The following is an 18,995-nucleotide window of genomic DNA, read 5'->3' as shown; positions in this document are numbered from 1 at the left end:
GCGTCCCAACTGCGTCATGGCCGGGCTTGACCCGGCCATCCATCCCACTCAAAGAGCAGAGCGGCTGGCCCCGCGTTTGTAGATCGTGGACGTTCCTTTTGGTGCCCATGATTAGGTCATTGGTACCTCCTTGTCGTTTCGAGCTTCGCAACCATGCCCCTCCGCAGCCTACCGGATAGCTTTTCCCCGAGCGCTGTCGCCGCCATCGACGCGCGGCTCGATGAAATCTGCCGTGCGGACGGTGTCTCGATTCCCCTTGCCGTTGAAAGCGGCAGCCGCGCGTGGGGCTTTCCATCCCCGGACAGCGATTATGATTGCCGCTTCATCTTCGTGCGGCCGGTGGAACAGCACCTGACGCCTTGGCCGCGGCGCGACGTCATCGAGACGCCGCTCGCCGATGAGCTGGATGTGAACGGCTGGGACCTGGGCAAAGCGATCAAGCTGCTGCTCAGGGGTAACGCCGTGATCATTGAATGGCTGCGCTCGCCGATCGTTTATCGCGGCATCCCCTGGTTCCGCGAGGCCTTCCTGGAGTTCGCCGGCAGCTTCGCTACGCGCGACCTCGTCGCCCGCCACTACCTGCATCTGGGCGAGCGCCAGCGTCGCGTCCATTTCGGCGACGGCGCGATCGTGCCAGCCAAGAAGATCTTCTACGCTTTGCGGCCGGCGGCGACGCTGCGCTGGCTGCGCCTGCATCCGCACGAGGCCGTCGCGCCGATGCATTTCCCGACGCTGATGGCCGAATGCGACCCGCCCCACGAGGTCGCGGCGCTGACGGCCGACCTGATCGCCCGGAAGGCCGTGACGCACGAGATGGGCTCAACATCGTTACCGCCACCAATCGCCGCCTTCGTCGATGGAGAGTTCGCGATCGCCAGATCCGAGAGCGACCCGGCAGCTCGGACTCTTTCGGCGGCCGCGCGGATCGAGGCGGAGCGGTTCTACCGGGATGTCGTAGAGCGTTGCGGCTCGCTCACCGGGGCGCCGCCATGGCCCGCTTGACCGCGCTGACGAAGCCCTCCGACGTCAGCAGTCCGAGGGCCGCGTCGAAGCCGCGCTACGCCTCGGCCCGCAGCGCCTCGGATTCGGCGAGCGCTCCGTCCGCGCGATCCGCCGGTCGTCCGGGTCGACCACTACGGCGAAGCCGGCGCGTTGAGTGGCGTCGGATTGTGCGCGAGCCCGCCCGCGTCCATCAGCCTGTGACCGAGGAGACAACGCCATGCCACTCGTCCGTATCGATCTCCGCAAGGGCAAGGACGTCCGTTACCGCGGCGAGGTGAGCCGCATCGTCCACGCGGCAATGGTGAGCGTGGGCGTGCCCGCCGACGACCGCTTCCAGATCATCGCCGAGCACGAGCCCGACAATTTCGTGTTCGATGCCGACTACCTCGGCATCCACCGCAGCGACGACCTGGTCATCGTCCAGATCACCTGGAACGAAGGCCGCACGCTCGCCCAGAAGCAGGCGCTCTACAAGGCCATCGCCGACGGCTTGGCCGCATCGCTCGGCCTGGGGCGCGAGGACGTGCTCGTCAACCTCGTCGAGGTGAAGAAGGAGAACTGGTCGTTCGGCAACGGCGTGGCGCAATATGCCTCGTGAGGGTCCGGCAGCGGGCCCGGAGCGACCAATGGGACCGTGGCGGAAATGGCCTCACGTTCGGCGGTAGAACGCCCGGCCCCCGGAAGCGCGGTCGGGCGAACTCGGCCGCCGGGACGCCGTCGCCATTCCCCTCGCCGCTTCCACACCGCGACGTAACGAGGTCCGCACGCCAAGCCGACATGCGGAAAATATACTAAAACGATAACTCATCAAAGAATTTATATTCACAACCCAGATTATAAATAGAAGCAAATTCTGATAAACTCCCGATATATAATAAATTAAGGATCAACGCTCATCGCCGATCAAGGCGATGTCTTCCACCTGGCGGGCGATGCAGCCACGGCTGCCGTCAGCCGAGGATCAGCACGTATGGCTCAACGCCAAGGCCAGCTCAAACTGGGGGCCTTCCACTATATCTCGGGCCATCACGTCGCCGCATGGCGACACCCGTCGGCGTCCACCGATACCGCGCTTGCAGACTACGTCCAATTCGCCAGAACCGCCGAGGCGGCCAAGTTCGATGCCGTCTTCCTGGCCGACAGCGTCGACGTCCGCCTGCTGCATCCGGAGGGGGCGGCCCGCAAGGCCCATACCGGCATCACGCTGTTCGAGCCGCTGACGCTGCTCGCCGCGCTGGCGACTGCCACGAACCGCATCGGCCTGATCGGCACCGCTTCGACGAGCTTCAACGAGCCGTTCAACCTCGCCCGCCAGTTCGCCTCGCTCGACCACATCAGCGGCGGCCGGGCCGGCTGGAACCTGGTGACGACGAACGACCCGGAGGCGGCCCTCAACTTCAGCCACGCGGCGCCCATTCCGCCCACCCAGCGCTACGAGCGCGCCGAGGAGTTCGTCGACGTCGTGCGTGGGCTGTGGGACAGCTTCGAGGACGACGCCTTTCTGCGCGACCGCGACAGCGGCCACTATGTCGATCTCGCCAAGCTGCACGTGCTCGACCACCAGGGCCGCCACTTCCGGGTCAAGGGGCCGCTGAACACGCCGCGGTCGCCGCAAGGACACCCGGTCGTGGTGCAGGCGGGCTCGTCCGAGCCGGGCAAGGAGCTCGCCGCGCGCACGGCCGAGGTCATCTTCACCGCCCAGCAGACCCTGGCCGAGGCGACGGGCTTCTACGCCGACGTCAAGGGCCGCATGGCGAAGTACGGACGCTCGCCGGACGAGCTGAAGATCATGCCCGGCGCCTTCGTCGTGGTGGGAAGGAGCGAAGCGGAGGCCCAGGACAAGTTCGGGGCGTTGCAGGAGCTGATCCAGCCCGAGGTCGGGCTCGAGCTGCTGCGCGTGATGCTCGGCATCGACCTGCGCGGCTACGACCTCGATCAACCGATCCCGCCCCTGGCCGACACCTTGAGCAGCAAGAGCCGGCAGACGCTCGTCGCCGATCTGGCGCGTCGGGAAGGCCTCTCCATCCGCCAGCTCTACCAGCGCATCGCCGGCGCCCGCGGCCACTGGCAGCTCGTCGGCACCGGCGAGCAGATCGCCGATCAGCTCGAGGAGCGCTTCGTCCACTACGGCGCCGACGGCTTCAACCTGATGTCGCCGCTGCTGCCCAGCGGCCTCACCGATTTCATCGAGCTGGTGCTGCCGGAGCTGCGCCGGCGTGGCCTGTTCCGCACCGAATACGAGGGACAGACGTTGCGCGAGCACTTGGGGCTCCAGCGCCCGGCCCATCGCAGCGCCCGCGCCGGCGCGTCCGTCGCGGCGGAGTGAAACGGGGCAGCCCCCGCACCCGCCGCACCCCGTCTCCCGCCAAGGCTTGAATGATGTCCAGCACCGCATCCGGCGCCCGCAACCTCAGCGAGGCTCCCCCCGACTTCCAGGATCTGTTCGATGCGATCGCGGCCGGCGCCGCCGAGCGCGACCGCGAGCGCATCCTGCCCTACGACGTCATGGACCGGCTGCGCGAGAGCCGGATCGGCGCGCTGCGCCTGCCCAAGGCTGACGGCGGCGCCGGGCTGAGCCACCGCGAACAGTTCCGCGTCGTCATCGCCTTGGCGGCGGCCGATCCGAACGTCGCCCATGCGCTGCGTAATCACTTCAGCTTCGTCGAACGCTTCGCCCGGCCCAGGAACGTGCCGCACCGGGAGAAATGGGCGAAGCTCATCGCCAGCGGCGCCATCGTCGGCCTCGCCAACACGGAGCTCACCAGTCCCAAGGTCGGCGCCGTTACGTTCGAGACGAGATTGACGCCCGACGGCGACGGCTATCGCCTGGACGGCGTCAAATACTACAGCACCGGCACGCTGTTCTCCGACGTCGTGCAGGTACGTGCGACGGGCCCCGGCGACCATCAGGTCTCGGTGATCATCCCCACCACGCGCGAGGGCGTCGAGCTCGTCGACGACTGGGACGGCGCCGGTCAGCGGCTGACGGGATCGGGGACGACGCGCTTCCACAATGTGCGCGTGGAAGCGGACGAGGTCATCGTCGACGCGCCCGGTCTCACCTACAGCCTGGCCTACAACAACACGCTGGCGCAGCTCCTGGTCACGGCCATCATCGCCGGCATCCTGCGCAGCGTGCTCAAGGACGCCAAGGCTCTGGTCATCTCCCGCAAGGACCGCAACTTCTACTACGCCAACGCGGCCCGCGCCGCCGACGACCCGCTGCTCCAGCAGGTCATCGGCGAGATCTCCAGCAACGCCTTCGCGGCGGAAGCCTTGGTGCTCTCGGCCGCCGATGCACAGGACGAGCTGGCGCTGGTGCGCGACCGCGGCCTGCCCGACGAGACGCTGGCGCACACGGCGGCCGAGATCGCGGCCAAGACCAAGCTGATCGTCGACGATCTGACCTTGCGCAGCGCCACCCGGCTGTTCGACGTGGGCGGCGCCTCGGCCCTGCAGCGCTCCAAGAACCTCGATCGGCATTGGCGCAACGCCCGCACGCTCGCCAACCACAACCCGTCCGTCCTCAAGGCGCAGGCCATCGGCGCCTACGAGCTGAACGGCGAGCCGCTCCCCGGCCAAGGCTTCTTCTAAGTCTCCTCCTCCCCCCTCCATGCGCACGAGCCTTCCGATGACCGCAGCGGCCCTCCGCTCCCCCCACCGACGCCTCGCTCTCTCCTGGCCGCTGCTGACGGCTGCGGCCTTGTGCGCCGGCACCGTGGTGGCCGCGCCGGCCGAGCCTCAGCCGACGGCGGGCGGGTCGATCACCTTCGGGGTGACGACGGAGCCGGTGTGCTTCAACCCGCAGCGCTCGACCCAACAGAACTCGTTCATCGTCATCCGCAACTTCGTCGACTCGCTCATCGCCAAAGGGCCGGGCGGACGCTTTCTGCCGTGGCTCGCCACCAGCTGGACGATCTCGCCCGATGGCAAGGTCTATGACCTCAAGCTGCGGCCGGACGTGACCTTTCATGACGGCGAGAAGCTCGATGCGGCGGCCGTCAAGTTCAACTTCGACTTCATCAAGGATCTGAAGAACGCCAACGCGGCCAGCGAGCTGCTGCGGTCGCTGGCGCAGGTCGACGTCGTCAGCCCCTCCGAGGTGCGGCTCACGCTGTCCCAGTCCGATTCGACCTTCCTGGAGTCGCTGTCGAGCATCCGCCTCGGCATCCTCTCGCCCAAGGCCCTGCAATCCGGCGATCAGCTCTGCTCCGGCGGCCCGGCCCTCGCCGCGACGGGGCCGTTCCTGTTCGAGTCCTACACGCGCGGCCAATCCGTCTCGCTGGTGCGCAACAAGGCCTACAATTGGGCGCCGGGCTACGCCGCCCACACCGGCCCGGCCTATCTCGACGGCGCCACCATCCGCTTCTTGCCCGAATACTCCGTGCGTGCCGGCGCGCTCTCCTCCGGGCAGGTGGACGTGATCGAGGGCGTGCAGCCGACCGACGCCGCCCTGTTCAAGGACGAGCCCGGCTTCCAGTTCCTCACCGGCCCGTCCGGTGCCCAGACGGCCTTCACGCTGAACATCAACTACACCATTCCGCCCGCCACCGACGTCCGCGTGCGCCAGGCGCTGCGCGACGGGGCCGACATCGGCGCACTCGTCAAGAGCGTCTACCTCGGCACCGTGCGCCGCGCCTGGTCCAACATCGGACCTGAGAACCCGTTCTACGACAAGACGTTGGAGGGCACCTGGGGCAACGACCCGGCCAAGGCCAACAAGCTGCTCGACGAAGCGGGCTGGACGGGCCGCGATGCGGAGGGCTTCCGCACCAAGGACGGCCAGCGCCTCACCATCGAGGTCGGCTATCCGCAGCCCTACGTGCGCGACAACCGCGACGTGCTCATTCAGGGGGTGCAGGCGCAGCTGCGCAAGAACCTGGGCTTCGACCTGAAACTGCGCATCACCACGGGCGGCGAGTGGGCGCAGCAGCTCGCCAAGGGCACCTGGACCATCTATCCCAACACCTACCTGCCGGCCGACGCCGCACGCGAGCTCGACGCCAACATCGGCCGCAATGGCTTCATCAGCGCGGTGGCCGACAAGGCCGATCAGCCGCTGTTCGACCTCATCGAGAAGGCGCAGCGGGCAACCGACATCGAGGCGAAGCGGGAGCTCACCGCCGCGGCCCAGAAGCGGGCCGTGGAGCAGGCGTTCATCGTGCCCCTGTTCGCGGCGAACTACCAGTTGGCGGCCAAGGAGGGCATCCGCGGCCTGTCGTTCGAGACGCAGCTCGACTCGCCCGCGAGCCTCTACGACGTCTGGGTCGCCCAGCCGTGACGGCGAGCCCCGTCGCGCGTCGCATCCTGGCCCGGCTGGCGACCAGCCTCGTCGTCGTCTGGGGCAGCATCACGGCCGCGTTCCTGGCGCTGCATGCCCTGCCGGGACGGATCGAGGACATCCTCGCGGGTGATCTCATCTACCCCGGCCTCAGGGAAGCCATCATCCAGGAGTGGGGGCTCGACCGCAGCCTCTTCGCCCAATACGTCGATTTCGTCGGGCGCATCGGCACCGGCGATTTCGGCCTCTCCTACGTGCTGCGCCAGCCCGTGGCGCAGATCGTCGGCTCGCAGATCTGGCCGACGGTCCACCTTGCCACGGCCGCAGGCACGCTGGCGCTGGTCCTCGCGGTCGTGGCCGCCACGCTCACGGCGGGACGCGGACGGCTGGCGCGCGGCGTTGCCGCTGCCATCGAGCTCACCTGCGCTTCGGCCCCAGTGTTCTGGATCGGCATCCTGCTGCTGATGGCCTTCTCGTTCACGCTGCGCTGGTTCCCGGTCTCCGGCGCCCAGAGCTGGCAGGCGCTGGTGCTGCCGGCGGTGGCGCTGGCGCTGCCCACCGCCGGCCTGCTCGCCCAGGTACTGCGGGAGGCGATGGAGCGGGCGCTGGAGCAGCCGTTCGTCGTCACGGTGCGGGCACGCGGTCTGGGCGAGGGCCTCATCCGCCTGCGCCACGTGCTGCGCCATGCGGCGCTGCCGGCGGTGACGCTGGGCGGCTGGCTGATCGGCGGCCTGCTCGGCGGCGCCGTCATCACCGAAAAGGTTTTCGGCCGCCCCGGCCTCGGCACCGTCACGCTGAACGCCGTGCTGTCGCACGACGTGCCGGTGGTCCTGGCGGTGGTGCTGCTGGCGGCCTTCATCCATGTGGCCGCCTCGACGCTGCTCGACATCGTCTACGTCATCATCGACCCGAGGCTCAGGCAGCAATGACCGACTCCTCCCTCGCCGACGCGAGCCCGGTCGACGATATCGCCGTCCGATCGCGGTCCTTGCCGCGGCTGCCGCACGCCGGCGTGATCGCGGCCGCGGCCTTCGTCCTCCTGCTCGCCGTGGCGGCGATCGCGCCGCAACTGTTCACGCATTTCGATCCGCTCGAAGGGGACGCGCTCGCCTCGCTCCAGCCCCCCGGCGCCGAGCACCTGTTCGGCACCGACAGGCTCGGCCGCGACATCTTCGCCCGCACGCTCTACGGCGCCCGGCATTCCCTGGCGATCGGCCTCGGCGCGGCGGCCCTCAGCGCCATCTTCGGCATTGCGCTCGGGCTGCTCGCCGGGCAGCGCAGCCGCATCCTGGACGAGGCGGTCTCGCGCCTGTTCGACGTCATCTCGTCGTTCCCCGGCGTGCTGCTGGCCCTGCTGGTGGTCACCTTCCTCGGCGCGGGGCTGACCAACATCGCCATCGCCGTGGGCATCTCCGGCATCCCGAAATTCGGCCGGGTGGTGCGGGCCCAGACCCAGCTGGTGCGCGACGCTGACTATGTCACCCATGCCTACATCTACGGCCGTGGCCGTCTCGGCGTGTTCTTCGGCCACCTCCTCCCCAACGTGCTGACGGCGGTGCCGGTGGTCGCGACGGTCTCGATCGGCACCACCATCCTCGCCGTTTCGGGCCTGAGCTTCCTCGGCCTCGGCCCGCAGCCGCCGACGCCCGAATGGGGCGTGATGCTGGCGGAAAGCCGCGACGTGCTGCGGGTCGCCTGGTGGCCCGGCGTCTTCCCGGGGGCGGCGATCACACTCACGGTGATCGCCTTCACGGTGCTGGGCAATGCCTTGCAGCGCCGCTTCGAGGGCCGCGTCCCATGACCGGCGAGGCTCCTCTCGTCGACATCGAAGGCCTGTCCGTGCGCTTCGGCGTGGACGGACGGGCGGTCGTGCACGACGTCGATCTTGTCGTGCGTCCGGGCGAATGCGTGGCGCTGGTGGGTGAATCCGGCTCCGGCAAGAGCGTCACGGCGCGCAGCCTGATCAACCTCGCCGGCTCCGGGGCGCGCACCACGAGCCGGCGCTTTCTGCTCGGCGGCGAAGAGGCCAGCCGCTTCGACGAGGCACGCTGGCGACGCCTGCGCGGCACCTTCGCCGGCCTGGTGATGCAGGATGCGCTGACCTCGCTGGATCCGCTGCGGACCATCGGCCAGGAGGTGGCGGAGGTGGTGCTCCACCACCGCTTGCCGTTCGGCGGCCAGCGGATCGACGGGTTCGTCGTGGACACTCTGGCGCGGGTCGGCGTCCCCGAGCCCGAGGTGCGAGCCCGGCAATACGCCCACCAACTTTCCGGCGGCCTGCGCCAGCGCGCGCTCATCGCCTCGGCCATCGCCGGCCATCCTCGCCTGATCATCGCCGACGAGCCGACGACGGCGCTCGACGCCACCGTGCAGGCGCAGGTGATCGCCGTGCTGAAGGACCGCGTGCGCGAGGGGGCGGGCCTGCTGCTCATCAGCCACGACCTCGCGGTGGTCGCCGGCATCGCCGATCGCGTCCACGTGATGCGGGCCGGGCGGGTGGTCGATGCCGGCCCCACGGCCGACGTGCTGGCTCGTCCCCGCCATCCCTATACGCGCCAGCTCATCGCCGCCGTGCCATCGACGGACTCGCGCGGCTGCCGCCTGTCGTCGGCGCGCATTGCACCGGACGATGGCAGCCCCATCCGCATCGTGCGCGATCCCCTGCCGGCGCGGCCCGAGGTCACCGACGACGTGGTGCTCGAGGCGCGCGGCCTCACCAAGACCTATCGCCAGCGCGGCAAGCGGAACACGATGTTCACGGCCGTCGACGACGTGTCCTTCTCCATCCGCGCCGGCGAGGTGGTCGGCCTCGTCGGCGAGTCGGGATCGGGCAAGTCGACCTGCGCCAAGATCGTACTCGGCCTGCTGGAGCCGGACCATGGCGGGGTGCAGTTGCTGGGCGAGCCCTGGTCGGGCCTGCCCGAGCGGGCGCGGCGGCCGCGGCGGGCCAGGCTGCAGTACATCCCCCAGGACGCACTGAGCAGCTTCGATCCGCGCTACCGGGTCAAGGACATCATCGGCGAGAACCTGCCCGGGATCGACGCCACCGCCCGCGGCCGTCGCATCGGCACGCTGCTCGAGCAGGTCGGCCTCGCCCCGACCCTCGCCGACCGCCATCCGCGCTCGCTCTCGGGCGGCCAGCGCCAGCGCATCGCCATCGCGCGGGCCCTTGCGGCCGAGCCTGCGCTGATCGTGTGTGACGAGCCCGTCTCGGCGCTCGACGTCAGCATCCAGGCGCAGGTGGTCGATCTGATCGCGGAGCTGCAGGCGCGCTTCGGCACCGCGCTGCTGTTCATCTCCCACGACCTGGGCCTCGTGAGGCACATGGCCGACCGCCTGATCGTGCTGAAGGACGGCCGTGTCGTCGAGGCGGGCGATGCCGTCAGCATCTTCGACGCCCCCGCCCATGCCTACACGCGCAGCCTCATCGCCTCCCTGCCCGCTCCGCTCGTTGCGCGGGCGGCGGCTCCCTTTCCCCCGATCGAGGCCCGGCCATGACCGACCGCCAGCTGCATCTCAACGTCAACATGCTCAGCGCCGGCTTCTACGGCTCGGCGTGGCGCGCCTCGGCCAACGACCCGGCCGCGTTCACCGACATCAACCATTACGTCAGGCTGGCCCAGATCGCCGAGCGCGGCACCTTCGATGCAGTGTTCCTGGCCGACTCGCCGGCGCTCGTCGACCGGCCGGAATTCCGGCCCTTCTACACGCTGGAGCCGACGATCATCCTCACCGCGATCGCCGCAGCGACCGAGTTCATCGGCCTGATCGCCACCGCCTCCACCACCTACAACGAGCCGTACAACATCGCCCGGCGCTTCGCGAGCGTGGACCTGGCGAGCGGCGGCCGCGCCGGCTGGAACGTGGTGACCACGGCCGATGCGGTGGCCTCGCGCAACTTCGGCTTCGACAACGCGGTCGCTCACACCACCCGCTACGAGCGGGCCGCCGAGTTCACCGAGGTGGTGCTGGGCCTGTGGGACAGCTGGGAGGACGATGCGCTCGTCGGCGACAAAGCGACAGGCCGGTTCATCGACACCTCGCGCCTGCACGCCCTCAACCACATCGGCCGGTTCTTCTCGGTCAGAGGGCCGCTCAACGTGCCCCGCTCGCCGCAGGGCCATCCGGTCGTCGTGCAGGCCGGCGGCTCCGACGACGGCCGGGCGCTCGCCGCCCGCCACGCCGAGGCGATCTTCTCGGTCGCCAATTCGATCGAGGAAGGCAAGGCCTTCGCCGACGACATCCGCCGCCGGGCGGCCGCCTACGGCCGGCCCGGCCATGCCATCGTCATGCTGCCGGGCCTGGCGACGGTGATCGGCTCGACCGAGGAAGAGGCGCGGCGGCGCGACGATTACCTGTGGTCCCTGATCCCCGGCGACTACAGCCTTGTCCGCGTGGCCGGCATCCTGAATGTCGACCCGGCCAAGCTCGACCTCGACAAGCCGCTGCCGGAAACGATCAAGATGCCGGTCGACGGCTCGCAGACGTTCTTCCGCGCGCTCGTCGAGGTGGCTCGCCGCGACCGGCTGACCGTGCGCCAGCTGCTGCGGCGCCTGGGCGGCGGCACCGGCCATCGCGTCATCGTCGGCACCCCCGAGCAGATCGCCGACGACATCGAAGCCTGGTTCCGCGCCGGAGCGGCCGACGGCTTCAACCTGATGCCCGATCTGTTGCCGGAAGGGCTGGAACTCTTCGTGGACCACGTCGTGCCGCTGCTGCGCAAGCGCGGCATCTTCCGCTCGGCCTACGCGGGCAAGACGCTGCGCAGCCACTTCGGGCTGGAGCGGCCCGCCAACCGCTACACCGAGCAGACCCGGCTCGTCGGGTAGATCCGGCCGGTGCTGCATCAGGCCGCTTTCCGCGCTGCTTCGGTGACGCCAGCGCGCCCGCCTTCCGCGCGCCCGGTCTCGGCCGGCGCAAGCGAAGGATGCCGAGCAATGCGCCTCGCGGCGAGCTGCGCCATCACGAAGGCGACGGCGATGAAACAGGCGCCGATCAGGCCCAGCTGGTGGGGGCGATAAGGCTTATTCCCGCAGCGCCGATGACGCCTGACGCCGCCACGCCGATATAGACGGCGGCGGAGTTGAGGCCCATCAGCAGCGGCGCCATGCTCGGCGCGATACCGATCAACCGGTGCTGCTGCGGCACCAGCAGGCCCCAGCCGCAGAGCCCCCATACCAGGATGGCGACGATCGCGCTGGGAAGCGCGGCGCTCGTCCAGGGCATGAGCGCAAAGTCGGCGGCGACGATGATGATCGCCGTGTTGATGATGCGCCGGCTGCCGAACCGATCCGTCAGCATCCCCGCGGCCAGGTTGCCGGCCGTCGCGGCGACACCCCACAGGAAGAGCAGCCCCGCGAGGATCGTCCCATCGCCGCCCGTCGCTCGGCCGAACGCCACGGCGACATAGGTGTAGACGACGAAGAGGCCGCCGTAGGCCGCGAGCGTGGTGAGCAGCGTCAGCGCCACCCTGCTGTCCCCCAACGGCTGCAAGCGCTGGCGCAAGCCGACCGCCGGCGGCGACGGCACGGTGGGCAGCAGTGCCCAGATCCCGAGGCCGGAGGCGAGGCCCAGTGCCGCGACGAACCACATGGTGATGCGCCAGTCGGCAAGGCCGCCCAGCGCCGTGCCGATGGGTGCCCCGAGCGCCGTCGCGCTCGACAGGCCGGCGATGACCACGGCGAGCGCCCGCCCGCGCTGCTCGGCCGGCACCAGCGATGCGCCCGTGGCGGTCGCCGTAGGGCTGAACATGGCGGCGCCGAGCCCCGCCAGCACGCGGCTGGCCAGCACGAGCTCGAAGCTCGGGGCGACGGCCGTCAACCCATTGGCCACGACGAAGACCACGAGCGCGCTCAGCAGCAGTTCCTTGCGCGGCCAGTTCGCCGCCACCGTCGCCACCACCGGCGACAGGAGCGCGTAGGACAGCGCGAACAGGGTGACCATCTGTCCGCTCGCGGCAATGGTGACGCCCAATGAGCTGGAGACCGCCGGCAGGATGCCCGCGACGACGAAGCTGTCGGTGCCGATGGCGAACATCCCGAGAGCCAGAACAATCAGACGACGATCCATGCTTCGCGGCCCTCCCGGCAGCGGCGACGGCGGCTTGGCCGCGATCGCTTTCGAGGTTTCGTCACAAAACTATACTCATCGAAGTTGCGTCACGCAACTTCGATGAGATATGATTGCGCATGTACCGGAAGACCTTCGACGGCATGAACTGCTCGATCGCGCGCGCCCTCGATCAGATCGGGGAGTGGTGGAGCCTGCTGATCATCCGTGAATGCACGCTCGGAACGGCACGCTTCGACGACTTCCAGCGCCGGCTCGGCATTGCCCGCAACGTTCTCGCCGCCAGGCTCAGCCATCTCGTCGAGCAGGGCATCCTCGAGAAGACTCCGGTCGGCGACAGCGCGCGCTTCTTCCAGTACCGACTGACGCCCAAGGGTGAGGCGCTCTACCCTATTCTCGTCGCGCTCATGCAGTGGGGCGACCACTGGATCGAGGCGGAGGATGGCCCGCCGCTCGAGCTCGTGGACGACCGCACGGGACGGCCGGTCGAGCCCGTCTGTCTACGCAGCCAGGACGGCCGCAGGCTGGGGATCCGCGACATTCGGCTGGAAGCAGGCCCTGGCGCAACCGACAGCACGCGCGCCACCGTCGCCCGGCGCAACAGCGTCATCCTGGGCGACGACCCGGCTCAGTGACGCGGTCGTCTCATCCGAGCTCCGCGAGCCGCTCGATGAACTTCCGCTTTGCTCCGTGGCGGACGCGGATCACCTCGAGACGACGCACGAATTCGTCCTGGCTTCCTTCTTCCGCCGCCAGCGCCTTGAGATCGGCCAGCAGACCGGCCGCTCTGACATAGCCGGACGGATTGCGGCGCTCGATTTCGTCCTCGACCTCGCGCCACGCGCCCTTGCCGCGCTGCCTGAGAACGGCGAGCCGCGCGCGGCGTGCCCGCTCGTCCTCCGCCGCTTGCCGGCGAAGCTCGGCTTCGTGGCGTTGAGCCTCCGCGCGCTCGCGCGCCTCGGCGATGTCCTCCGCCCGCGCCCGCAATTGAGCAACCGTGCGACGTGGCGCTGCTTGCAGCGGGCGCTGCTTGCGGATCCGGCTCCTGAGCTCGGCGGCCACATGGCCATCGCCCTCGACCACGCGCAGCAGCAGCGCCGTCTTCTCATCCTCGGGGAGAGCGGCCAGCGAAGCGCGCAGCTCCGTCCGCGACGGTGCCTCCTCGCCGGCGCCGCACTCTGCCGCGACCTGCAGCAGATCCGGGTCGAGGTGGAAAAACTCCGCCAAGCCTTCGAGCGCGCCCGTCAACGGGCCAATGCCCGGCAGCGGCTCGACATCGTCCTCGGAGACCAGTTCCTCCTGCACCGCAGTGAGCCACAGGACGTAGAACAGCCTGAGATCGCCGGACAGCACGTCCGCCCGGAGCGGAGCCAGCGTGGCGAGCCAGCCCGTGCCGTCATCATCCCAGTCCTCGGCGGGCTCCTCTTCGTTGCGACAGATGTCGATGATCAGGTTGTCACCGGAAGTCCGCACCTTGACCCAGTCGATCTCGCGCAGAAAGGGCTCGATGTCCTCCAGGCTCAGAAAGCCCTTGGGCACCCGCATCATCAACTGTCGCGTGCCCCAGTTCGCCAGATAGAGGTGCAGGTCGAACCATTGCTCCAAGAAGGCGCGCGGATCGCCCTTGAAGTTGCCCCACTCGTAATGGTTGCTGAAGCTCGTCGCAGAGATCTGCGCCCGAGTGGATATCGACCGCAGCTCATCCTGCGCTGCCCGGTCGAGAGGCCGATCGATCGCGAGAAACTCGTAGTACTGATACTCGCTCATGCGTGACGTCGATCCGTCGGAAATGGATTGCGGTTGCCTGTAAGCAGCGTTCGATTCGCGGCGAGGCACGACGATACATGCCGCAGGACGAGGGCTAAACCGTTCGGCAACGTCGGTGCCCGGGCCTATTGGGCCGCGACGTCCATGTTTGCGAGACCTGGGCAGCGCGCTCGATATGGCCCGGACGACCGTCGCCGGCCGTGCGCCGACTTGGCCAGTCAGTTGGCCCGTCAGCCGGCTGGACCGTCCTGGTGCAGCGCGAAGCCGGTCGCCTCCGGCTCGCCCAGACCGGGGCGGAGCTGCATGCTCGGGATCAGGTAGTCGCCGCCGTTCTGCCGGCGGTAGGGAATGGGCGGAGTCGCCGCGAGCGTCCGCATCCTGTCGCGCAAGCGCTCGGCGATGGGCGCGAGCCCGGCCTCATCGAGATGGTCCGCGCTGTAGACGACGAAGGGCGGCAGCACATCGTAGCCCGGATAATAGAGGATCCCATGGTGGATCGGGAATAACAGGTCGTCGATCGGCCCATTGATGCCGCGGGCCGCATAGTGTTCCGGCCAGCCGCCGGCGGTGACGATCACCATGGCGCGCCTGCCGGCCAAGGTCCCCTCGCCGTAGCGGTCGCCCCAACGCCGGTCGCTGTGCTCGCCGACGCCATAGGCGAAGCCGTAGGCGAACACCCGGTCGACCCAGCCCTTGAGGATGGCCGGCATGGAGAACCACCAGAGCGGAAACTGAAGGATCAGAACGTCGGCCCACAGGAGCTTGTCGATCTCGGCCCTGACGTCTTCGGTCAGCCCGCTGGCCTCGAACGCCTTTTTGGAGGCCGCCGCCGGGATGAGGCGCTCATCCGGCCTCAGCAGGGGGAAATCGGCACGGTCGACCTCGGACGTCCAACCGTCGGCATAGAGGTCCGACAGCCGCACATGGTGGCCTTGGGCTTGGAGTTCCTGAATAGCGACGTCGCGGAGAGCGCCGTTGAGCGAGCGCGGCTCGGGATGAGCGAAGACGAGCAGGATGTTCATGGGTCGAGCGATCCGATGATGGGAAACCGGTCCTCCAGCTAGGCAATGCCCGCGCGCTCCGCTAGATGAGGTCAATGCATAGAATTATGCCGAATAATGGATAAGTCGGACATCACGCTCGAGCGCATGCGCACTTTCGTTCGCGTCGCCGAGCGCGGCAGCCTGTCGGCGGTGGCGCGGGAGCTGGGCGCCGGACAGTCGACGGTTACGCGCCATCTGCGCGAACTCGAGGAGGCCGTCGGCGTGCCGCTGCTCAGCAGGACCACGCGGCGCGTCACCCTGACCGACGAAGGCGGCCGCTACTACGCCCATTGCGTCCAGATCCTGCGGCAAGTGGAGCAGGCGGGAGACGAGGCGCGGGCCACGCGCGGCGCGCCGGCCGGCACCATCCGGATGTCCTGCACGGCAGCCATCGGCGTCCTGCACATCAGCCGGCTGATCTTCGCCTTCCAGGATCGCTACCCCGATATCGGGATCGATCTCAGCCTCACCGACGAGCGCGTCGACCTCGTGCGCGAGGGCGTCGACCTGGCGCTTCGGCTGGGCCCGCTCGGCGACAGCTCCATGAAGCTCAGGGCCCTCGGCCGCTCCCGGCGCCGGCTCGTGGCCGCACCGGATTATCTGGCGGCGCGAGGCCGGCCGGCCGTTCCGACGGACCTCACGGACCACGAGGGCATCCGGATGTCGAACGTGGCGGGCAGCGACATGCTCGCCCTCGTCGGGCCGAACGGCCAGCATCATGCGGTGCCGTTCAGCGGACGCCTCCGCGTCGACCATGGGCTTGCCGCGCGCCAAGCCCTGGCGGCCGGGCGCGGCATCGCGCCCGCCCATGAATGGCTCGTCGACGATCTCCTGGCGGCCGGACAGCTCGAGGTGATCCTGCCGGACTATGCGCTTCCCGCCGTGCCCCTGAGCCTGCTGATCGTACCGGAGCGCGCGGGCATCGCCCGGGTCCGCCTGCTGGCCGACTTCCTCGCCGAACGAATCGGCAGCATCCCCGGCATCGAGACGTCGCGAGCAGCGCGTTAGGCGGGCGTAGCGATCCGCCGACGTCATCCGGAGCTTGATCCCATGATCGGAAAAATTCCCGATATATCTTGAATGTCGATATATCGAGATCCATATCGGCATCCATGAAGCACAGATACAGTGACGGCCCGGGCCGTCATGTCACGTCGCCCGAAGACGCTTCGGGCCCTCTCCACGGCGGCCGACATCACCGGCATCATCACGGTGGCCGCCACGGTGGCCGGCTCTTCGATTACGGCGAGCTCCGGCTCCTGCTCCTGGCGATGATCGCGGAGCGCGAGCGCCACGGCTACGAGCTGATCAAGGCGATCGAGGAGCGGTTCGGCGGCAGCTACTCCCCGAGCCCCGGCGTGATCTATCCCACGCTCTCCTGGCTCGACGACATGGGCTACGCCGCCATCGAAGCCGAACAAGGCGGTCGCAAACGCTACCGCATCACGCCGGAGGGAGAGGCCTTCCTCGTTGCCAACCGCGCCGCCGCGGACGACTTGCTGTCACGCATCGGCGCGGCCGGCGGCGGACAGGATCCCGTGCCGGCGCCGGTGGTGCGCGCCATGGAAAACCTCAAGCTGGCGCTACGCCTGCGGCTGAAGCGAGGCCCCCTCGATCAACCCACCGCCGAAAGCATTGCCGCCGCCCTCGACGCGGCGGCACAAACCGTGGAGCGCAGCTGATGACTGAACCTTCGCCGGCCGTATCTTCACCGACCGTCCCTGGCATTCGAAGCATCGCCACCGTCGCGACCCCGCATGCGTCACGTTATCTCCAGCAACTCTGCAAGCATTTTCAGCACAAATGCCCGGTCACCTTTGACCCACATGCGGGACAGATCGAATTCGCCTTCGGCGAATGTCGTCTGGACGCCGACGAGAGCGTACTGAGACTGTCGCTCGCGGCGCCGGAACCCGGCCAGCTCGAACGGCTCCAGGACGTGGTCGCAAGCCACCTGCTTCGCTTCGCCTTCCGCGAGGAGATGCAGGTCGATTGGCGCCCGGCGTGATCTCGGCCACTCCCTCAATTCGCTGCGGGAGAATCCCTATGGTCGAAGACATCGCGGCGGTGCTCGACGCCAATCACGAGCTGATCCGGTAGGTGCTGTGGGGAAGACGCCATGGACCGGCGGCCGGTCGAGCAAACCGCTCATGCGTCCGGCAGGGTGAAGACGGCGCAAGGCGCGGCAATGCCGCGCAGCCTGTGCTCCCCCAGTGGCACCAGCGGCATGGCGGTCTCGGCGGCGAGCGCGCCGGAGATCAGCACCGACCGGCCGAGCGGCCGGCACAGCCCCTCCAGCCGGCTGACCAGGTTGACCGCGGGGCCGATGGCGGTGAAGTCGAGCCGGTCGACCGCGCCGATATTGCCCCACAGCATCTCGCCGAGATGCAGCGCTGCGCCGAAGGGCAGCGGCCAGAGGCCTTGCGCCTCTCGGGCCGCATCGAGGTGGGCCATGCCGGCACGGGCGGCGACTGCGGCGCGCAACGCCGCCTCGCAGGCCTCCGCCGGCGCGCCGGTCACCGGGAAGATCGCCAGCAGGCCGTCGCCTATGAATTTCAGCACCTCGCCGCCGAAGGCGTGCACCGCCCCGGCGACGCGGTCGAACCAGGCGTCGAGGGCGGCGATCACGGCGATGGGCTCCCTCGCCTCGGACATGGCGGTGAAGTCGCGCAGATCGGCATAGAGCAGCGCAGCGCGGATGGTCTCCCCGGTGCCGCGGCGGAGCGCGCCGGCCTGCACCCGCGCAGCGCTGCGCCGACCGAGATAAGCCTCGAGCAGAGCCGCAAGCGCCGCCCGCGCAGCGAGGGCAGCGAGGGGCGCGGCGGCGAAGCGCGCGACCTGGCGCAGCCGGTCGGCCTCGACCGGGCCGAACGGACGGGTGCCGGCCCAGCCCAGCAGCGGCCCGTCCGGCGAGGCGCCGACCATCTCCTCCTGCGCCGGGCCGAGCGCCGCCAGCCAATCGCGCCCGGCCTGGTCGGGCGGAGCGCCGACGAAGCCCAAGGCCTCGATCACCGTGCCGGTCTCGGCCCGCCACAGCCAGGTGCGACGGGCGATGATCGGATGCGGCAGCGCGAGCGTCAAGGCGCCCCCGGCCAGCGGCAGCCCATCCGCCGCCAGCCGGCGGCCGAGCTCGGCCAGGAGCCGGTCCGGACCGGGTGAGGCGACGGCCTCGTCGAGCAGCCAGGCGAGAGACGCAGGCACATCCATGCGGCAGATCATGCCGCCACGACCGCCGTCCTGTCACCGGCGGCGCCGCGCGAGACGATGCCCGGTCGGGCCACCGCTCCTAAGACTAGCAGCGCAGCCCGGTCATTCGCTGCCGCCGTGGCCGCGCCGAGGGTCCGGGCCCGGCTCACGCCCGGCCGCGACCTCGGCCAGCCGGCCGAGGTAGTGAGCCCAGCCTTCGGCGTGGCCGGCGCATTGCTCGGCATTGGGCAGGCCCGTGTGGGTCAGCCGCAGCAGCGTCCCGTCCGGCTGCTCGATCAGGTCGATCTCGACCAGGCTCGACCCCGGCGGGACCACCTCGCTGCCGTCCCAACCGAAGCTGTAGGCGAGGCGGTGCACCGGCACCACCTCGCGGAAGGAGCCACGGGCAATGCGGGCCCCGGTGACGTTGACGAGATAGAGCCCGCCGGGGTGCGGCTCGACCTGCGCCTCGGTTCCCATCCAGCGCAGGATCCTCTCCGGATCGGTAAGGAGGGCGAAGACGGCGGCGGGCGGCGCCGGGAGGCGCGTCTCGCGGTGGACGACGAGGGGCTCCTGCATCGGTATCTCTCCTTCGGCTGTCCTGCTTCGTGTCGACGGGTGCTCGTCAGATAGACTTAGTGCGGGAT

18 protein-coding genes are annotated in these 18,995 nt (G+C 69.3%); 13 read left to right on the top strand and 5 right to left on the bottom strand.

Annotated features, from left to right (window positions below; all coding sequences use genetic code 11):
- The first annotated feature begins 153 nt into the window (after window positions 1-153).
- The 9 genes from ACZ5PO_RS22275 (at window position 154) to ACZ5PO_RS22235 (ending at window position 11,112) form a co-directional block, all read left to right on the top strand.
- Window positions 154-1,002: a nucleotidyltransferase domain-containing protein gene (locus tag ACZ5PO_RS22275; RefSeq protein WP_464183975.1), complete on the top strand. Its 849-nt coding sequence runs from the start codon at window positions 154-156 to the stop codon at window positions 1,000-1,002.
- Window positions 1,003-1,219: 217 nt separating this feature from the next.
- The gene (locus ACZ5PO_RS22270) at window positions 1,220-1,600 is read left to right on the top strand and encodes a tautomerase family protein (RefSeq protein ID WP_464183973.1); all 381 of its coding nucleotides are present in this window, start codon (window positions 1,220-1,222) and stop codon (window positions 1,598-1,600) included.
- A gap of 372 nt (window positions 1,601-1,972) precedes the next feature.
- Window positions 1,973-3,328 carry an LLM class flavin-dependent oxidoreductase gene (locus ACZ5PO_RS22265; protein WP_464183972.1) on the top strand — a complete coding sequence of 452 codons (1,356 nt, stop codon included), beginning with the start codon at window positions 1,973-1,975 and terminating at the stop codon, window positions 3,326-3,328.
- Between the two features lie 50 nt (window positions 3,329-3,378).
- Entirely contained in the window at window positions 3,379-4,596 is a 1,218-nt protein-coding gene (locus ACZ5PO_RS22260) for an acyl-CoA dehydrogenase family protein (RefSeq protein WP_464183971.1), read from the top strand.
- A gap of 37 nt (window positions 4,597-4,633) precedes the next feature.
- Window positions 4,634-6,283, top strand: coding sequence for an ABC transporter substrate-binding protein (locus tag ACZ5PO_RS22255; RefSeq protein ID WP_464183970.1), 1,650 nt, complete (start codon window positions 4,634-4,636; stop codon window positions 6,281-6,283).
- Window positions 6,280-7,212: an ABC transporter permease gene (locus ACZ5PO_RS22250; RefSeq protein WP_464183969.1), complete on the top strand. Its 933-nt coding sequence runs from the start codon at window positions 6,280-6,282 to the stop codon at window positions 7,210-7,212. Before ACZ5PO_RS22255 ends, ACZ5PO_RS22250 begins: the two co-directional genes overlap by 4 nt.
- Window positions 7,209-8,084 (top strand): ABC transporter permease, encoded by an 876-nt coding sequence (locus tag ACZ5PO_RS22245; RefSeq protein ID WP_464183968.1) that lies wholly within the window; start codon window positions 7,209-7,211, stop codon window positions 8,082-8,084. Before ACZ5PO_RS22250 ends, ACZ5PO_RS22245 begins: the two co-directional genes overlap by 4 nt.
- Window positions 8,081-9,781, top strand: a complete 1,701-nt coding sequence (locus tag ACZ5PO_RS22240; protein ID WP_464183967.1) for an ATP-binding cassette domain-containing protein — start codon at window positions 8,081-8,083, stop codon at window positions 9,779-9,781. Before ACZ5PO_RS22245 ends, ACZ5PO_RS22240 begins: the two co-directional genes overlap by 4 nt.
- Entirely contained in the window at window positions 9,778-11,112 is a 1,335-nt protein-coding gene (locus tag ACZ5PO_RS22235; protein ID WP_464183966.1) for an LLM class flavin-dependent oxidoreductase, read from the top strand. The genes ACZ5PO_RS22240 and ACZ5PO_RS22235 overlap by 4 nt, the downstream gene beginning before the upstream one ends.
- Before the next feature lie 166 nt (window positions 11,113-11,278).
- On the opposite strand, the gene ACZ5PO_RS22230 is transcribed toward ACZ5PO_RS22235, so the two are convergent.
- Complete coding sequence (locus tag ACZ5PO_RS22230; RefSeq protein ID WP_464183965.1) at window positions 11,279-12,352, bottom strand: MFS transporter; 1,074 nt, start codon at window positions 12,350-12,352, stop codon at window positions 11,279-11,281.
- A 119-nt stretch (window positions 12,353-12,471) separates the two neighbouring features.
- On the opposite strand from ACZ5PO_RS22230, the gene ACZ5PO_RS22225 reads away from it, so the two are divergent.
- Window positions 12,472-12,987: a winged helix-turn-helix transcriptional regulator gene (locus ACZ5PO_RS22225; protein ID WP_464196990.1), complete on the top strand. Its 516-nt coding sequence runs from the start codon at window positions 12,472-12,474 to the stop codon at window positions 12,985-12,987.
- Window positions 12,988-12,997: 10 nt separating this feature from the next.
- Here ACZ5PO_RS22225 and ACZ5PO_RS22220 read toward each other — a convergent pair whose 3' ends face one another.
- Together ACZ5PO_RS22220 and ACZ5PO_RS22215 are read right to left on the bottom strand one after the other, a co-directional pair.
- On the bottom strand, window positions 12,998-14,119 hold the full coding sequence (locus ACZ5PO_RS22220; RefSeq protein ID WP_464183964.1) for a hypothetical protein: 1,122 nt from the start codon (window positions 14,117-14,119) through the stop codon (window positions 12,998-13,000).
- Window positions 14,120-14,349: 230 nt separating this feature from the next.
- A complete protein-coding gene (locus ACZ5PO_RS22215) occupies window positions 14,350-15,141 on the bottom strand; it encodes an NAD(P)H-dependent oxidoreductase (protein WP_464183962.1) in 792 nt (263 codons plus the stop codon).
- A gap of 96 nt (window positions 15,142-15,237) precedes the next feature.
- Here ACZ5PO_RS22215 and ACZ5PO_RS22210 point away from each other — a divergent pair, with 96 nt between their 5' ends.
- The 3 genes from ACZ5PO_RS22210 (at window position 15,238) to ACZ5PO_RS22200 (ending at window position 17,170) form a co-directional block, all read left to right on the top strand.
- Window positions 15,238-16,170: a LysR family transcriptional regulator gene (locus ACZ5PO_RS22210; RefSeq protein WP_464183960.1), complete on the top strand. Its 933-nt coding sequence runs from the start codon at window positions 15,238-15,240 to the stop codon at window positions 16,168-16,170.
- A gap of 263 nt (window positions 16,171-16,433) precedes the next feature.
- Window positions 16,434-16,844, top strand: a complete 411-nt coding sequence (locus tag ACZ5PO_RS22205) for a PadR family transcriptional regulator (protein WP_464183959.1) — start codon at window positions 16,434-16,436, stop codon at window positions 16,842-16,844.
- The gene (locus ACZ5PO_RS22200; protein WP_464183958.1) at window positions 16,844-17,170 is read left to right on the top strand and encodes a DUF2218 domain-containing protein; all 327 of its coding nucleotides are present in this window, start codon (window positions 16,844-16,846) and stop codon (window positions 17,168-17,170) included. Before ACZ5PO_RS22205 ends, ACZ5PO_RS22200 begins: the two co-directional genes overlap by 1 nt.
- Before the next feature lie 140 nt (window positions 17,171-17,310).
- On the opposite strand, the gene ACZ5PO_RS22195 is transcribed toward ACZ5PO_RS22200, so the two are convergent.
- A complete protein-coding gene (locus ACZ5PO_RS22195; RefSeq protein WP_464183956.1) occupies window positions 17,311-18,369 on the bottom strand; it encodes an adenylate/guanylate cyclase domain-containing protein in 1,059 nt (352 codons plus the stop codon).
- A gap of 102 nt (window positions 18,370-18,471) precedes the next feature.
- Complete coding sequence (locus ACZ5PO_RS22190; protein WP_464183955.1) at window positions 18,472-18,927, bottom strand: SRPBCC family protein; 456 nt, start codon at window positions 18,925-18,927, stop codon at window positions 18,472-18,474.
- Window positions 18,928-18,995 lie beyond the last annotated feature (68 nt).

The organism is Chelatococcus sp. KU-N122 (assembly GCF_055391085.1).
This window is presented reverse-complemented; position numbering and strand designations above follow the sequence as displayed.

Excerpts from the sequence above, each read along its gene's own strand:
- ACZ5PO_RS22275 (WP_464183975.1), top strand. The coding sequence starts at position 154 with ATGCCCCTCCGCAGCCTACCGGATAGCTTTTCCCCGAGCGCTGTCGCC.
- ACZ5PO_RS22270 (WP_464183973.1), top strand. The coding sequence starts at position 1,220 with ATGCCACTCGTCCGTATCGATCTCCGCAAGGGCAAGGACGTCCGTTAC.
- ACZ5PO_RS22265 (WP_464183972.1), top strand. The coding sequence starts at position 1,973 with ATGGCTCAACGCCAAGGCCAGCTCAAACTGGGGGCCTTCCACTATATC.
- ACZ5PO_RS22260 (WP_464183971.1), top strand. The coding sequence starts at position 3,379 with ATGATGTCCAGCACCGCATCCGGCGCCCGCAACCTCAGCGAGGCTCCC.
- ACZ5PO_RS22255 (WP_464183970.1), top strand. The coding sequence starts at position 4,634 with ATGACCGCAGCGGCCCTCCGCTCCCCCCACCGACGCCTCGCTCTCTCC.
- ACZ5PO_RS22245 (WP_464183968.1), top strand. The coding sequence starts at position 7,209 with ATGACCGACTCCTCCCTCGCCGACGCGAGCCCGGTCGACGATATCGCC.
- ACZ5PO_RS22240 (WP_464183967.1), top strand. The coding sequence starts at position 8,081 with ATGACCGGCGAGGCTCCTCTCGTCGACATCGAAGGCCTGTCCGTGCGC.
- ACZ5PO_RS22235 (WP_464183966.1), top strand. The coding sequence starts at position 9,778 with ATGACCGACCGCCAGCTGCATCTCAACGTCAACATGCTCAGCGCCGGC.
- ACZ5PO_RS22230 (WP_464183965.1), bottom strand. The coding sequence starts at position 12,352 with ATGGATCGTCGTCTGATTGTTCTGGCTCTCGGGATGTTCGCCATCGGC.
- ACZ5PO_RS22225 (WP_464196990.1), top strand. The coding sequence starts at position 12,472 with ATGTACCGGAAGACCTTCGACGGCATGAACTGCTCGATCGCGCGCGCC.
- ACZ5PO_RS22220 (WP_464183964.1), bottom strand. The coding sequence starts at position 14,119 with ATGAGCGAGTATCAGTACTACGAGTTTCTCGCGATCGATCGGCCTCTC.
- ACZ5PO_RS22215 (WP_464183962.1), bottom strand. The coding sequence starts at position 15,141 with ATGAACATCCTGCTCGTCTTCGCTCATCCCGAGCCGCGCTCGCTCAAC.
- ACZ5PO_RS22210 (WP_464183960.1), top strand. The coding sequence starts at position 15,238 with ATGGATAAGTCGGACATCACGCTCGAGCGCATGCGCACTTTCGTTCGC.
- ACZ5PO_RS22205 (WP_464183959.1), top strand. The coding sequence starts at position 16,434 with ATGATCGCGGAGCGCGAGCGCCACGGCTACGAGCTGATCAAGGCGATC.
- ACZ5PO_RS22200 (WP_464183958.1), top strand. The coding sequence starts at position 16,844 with ATGACTGAACCTTCGCCGGCCGTATCTTCACCGACCGTCCCTGGCATT.
- ACZ5PO_RS22195 (WP_464183956.1), bottom strand. The coding sequence starts at position 18,369 with ATGGATGTGCCTGCGTCTCTCGCCTGGCTGCTCGACGAGGCCGTCGCC.
- ACZ5PO_RS22190 (WP_464183955.1), bottom strand. The coding sequence starts at position 18,927 with ATGCAGGAGCCCCTCGTCGTCCACCGCGAGACGCGCCTCCCGGCGCCG.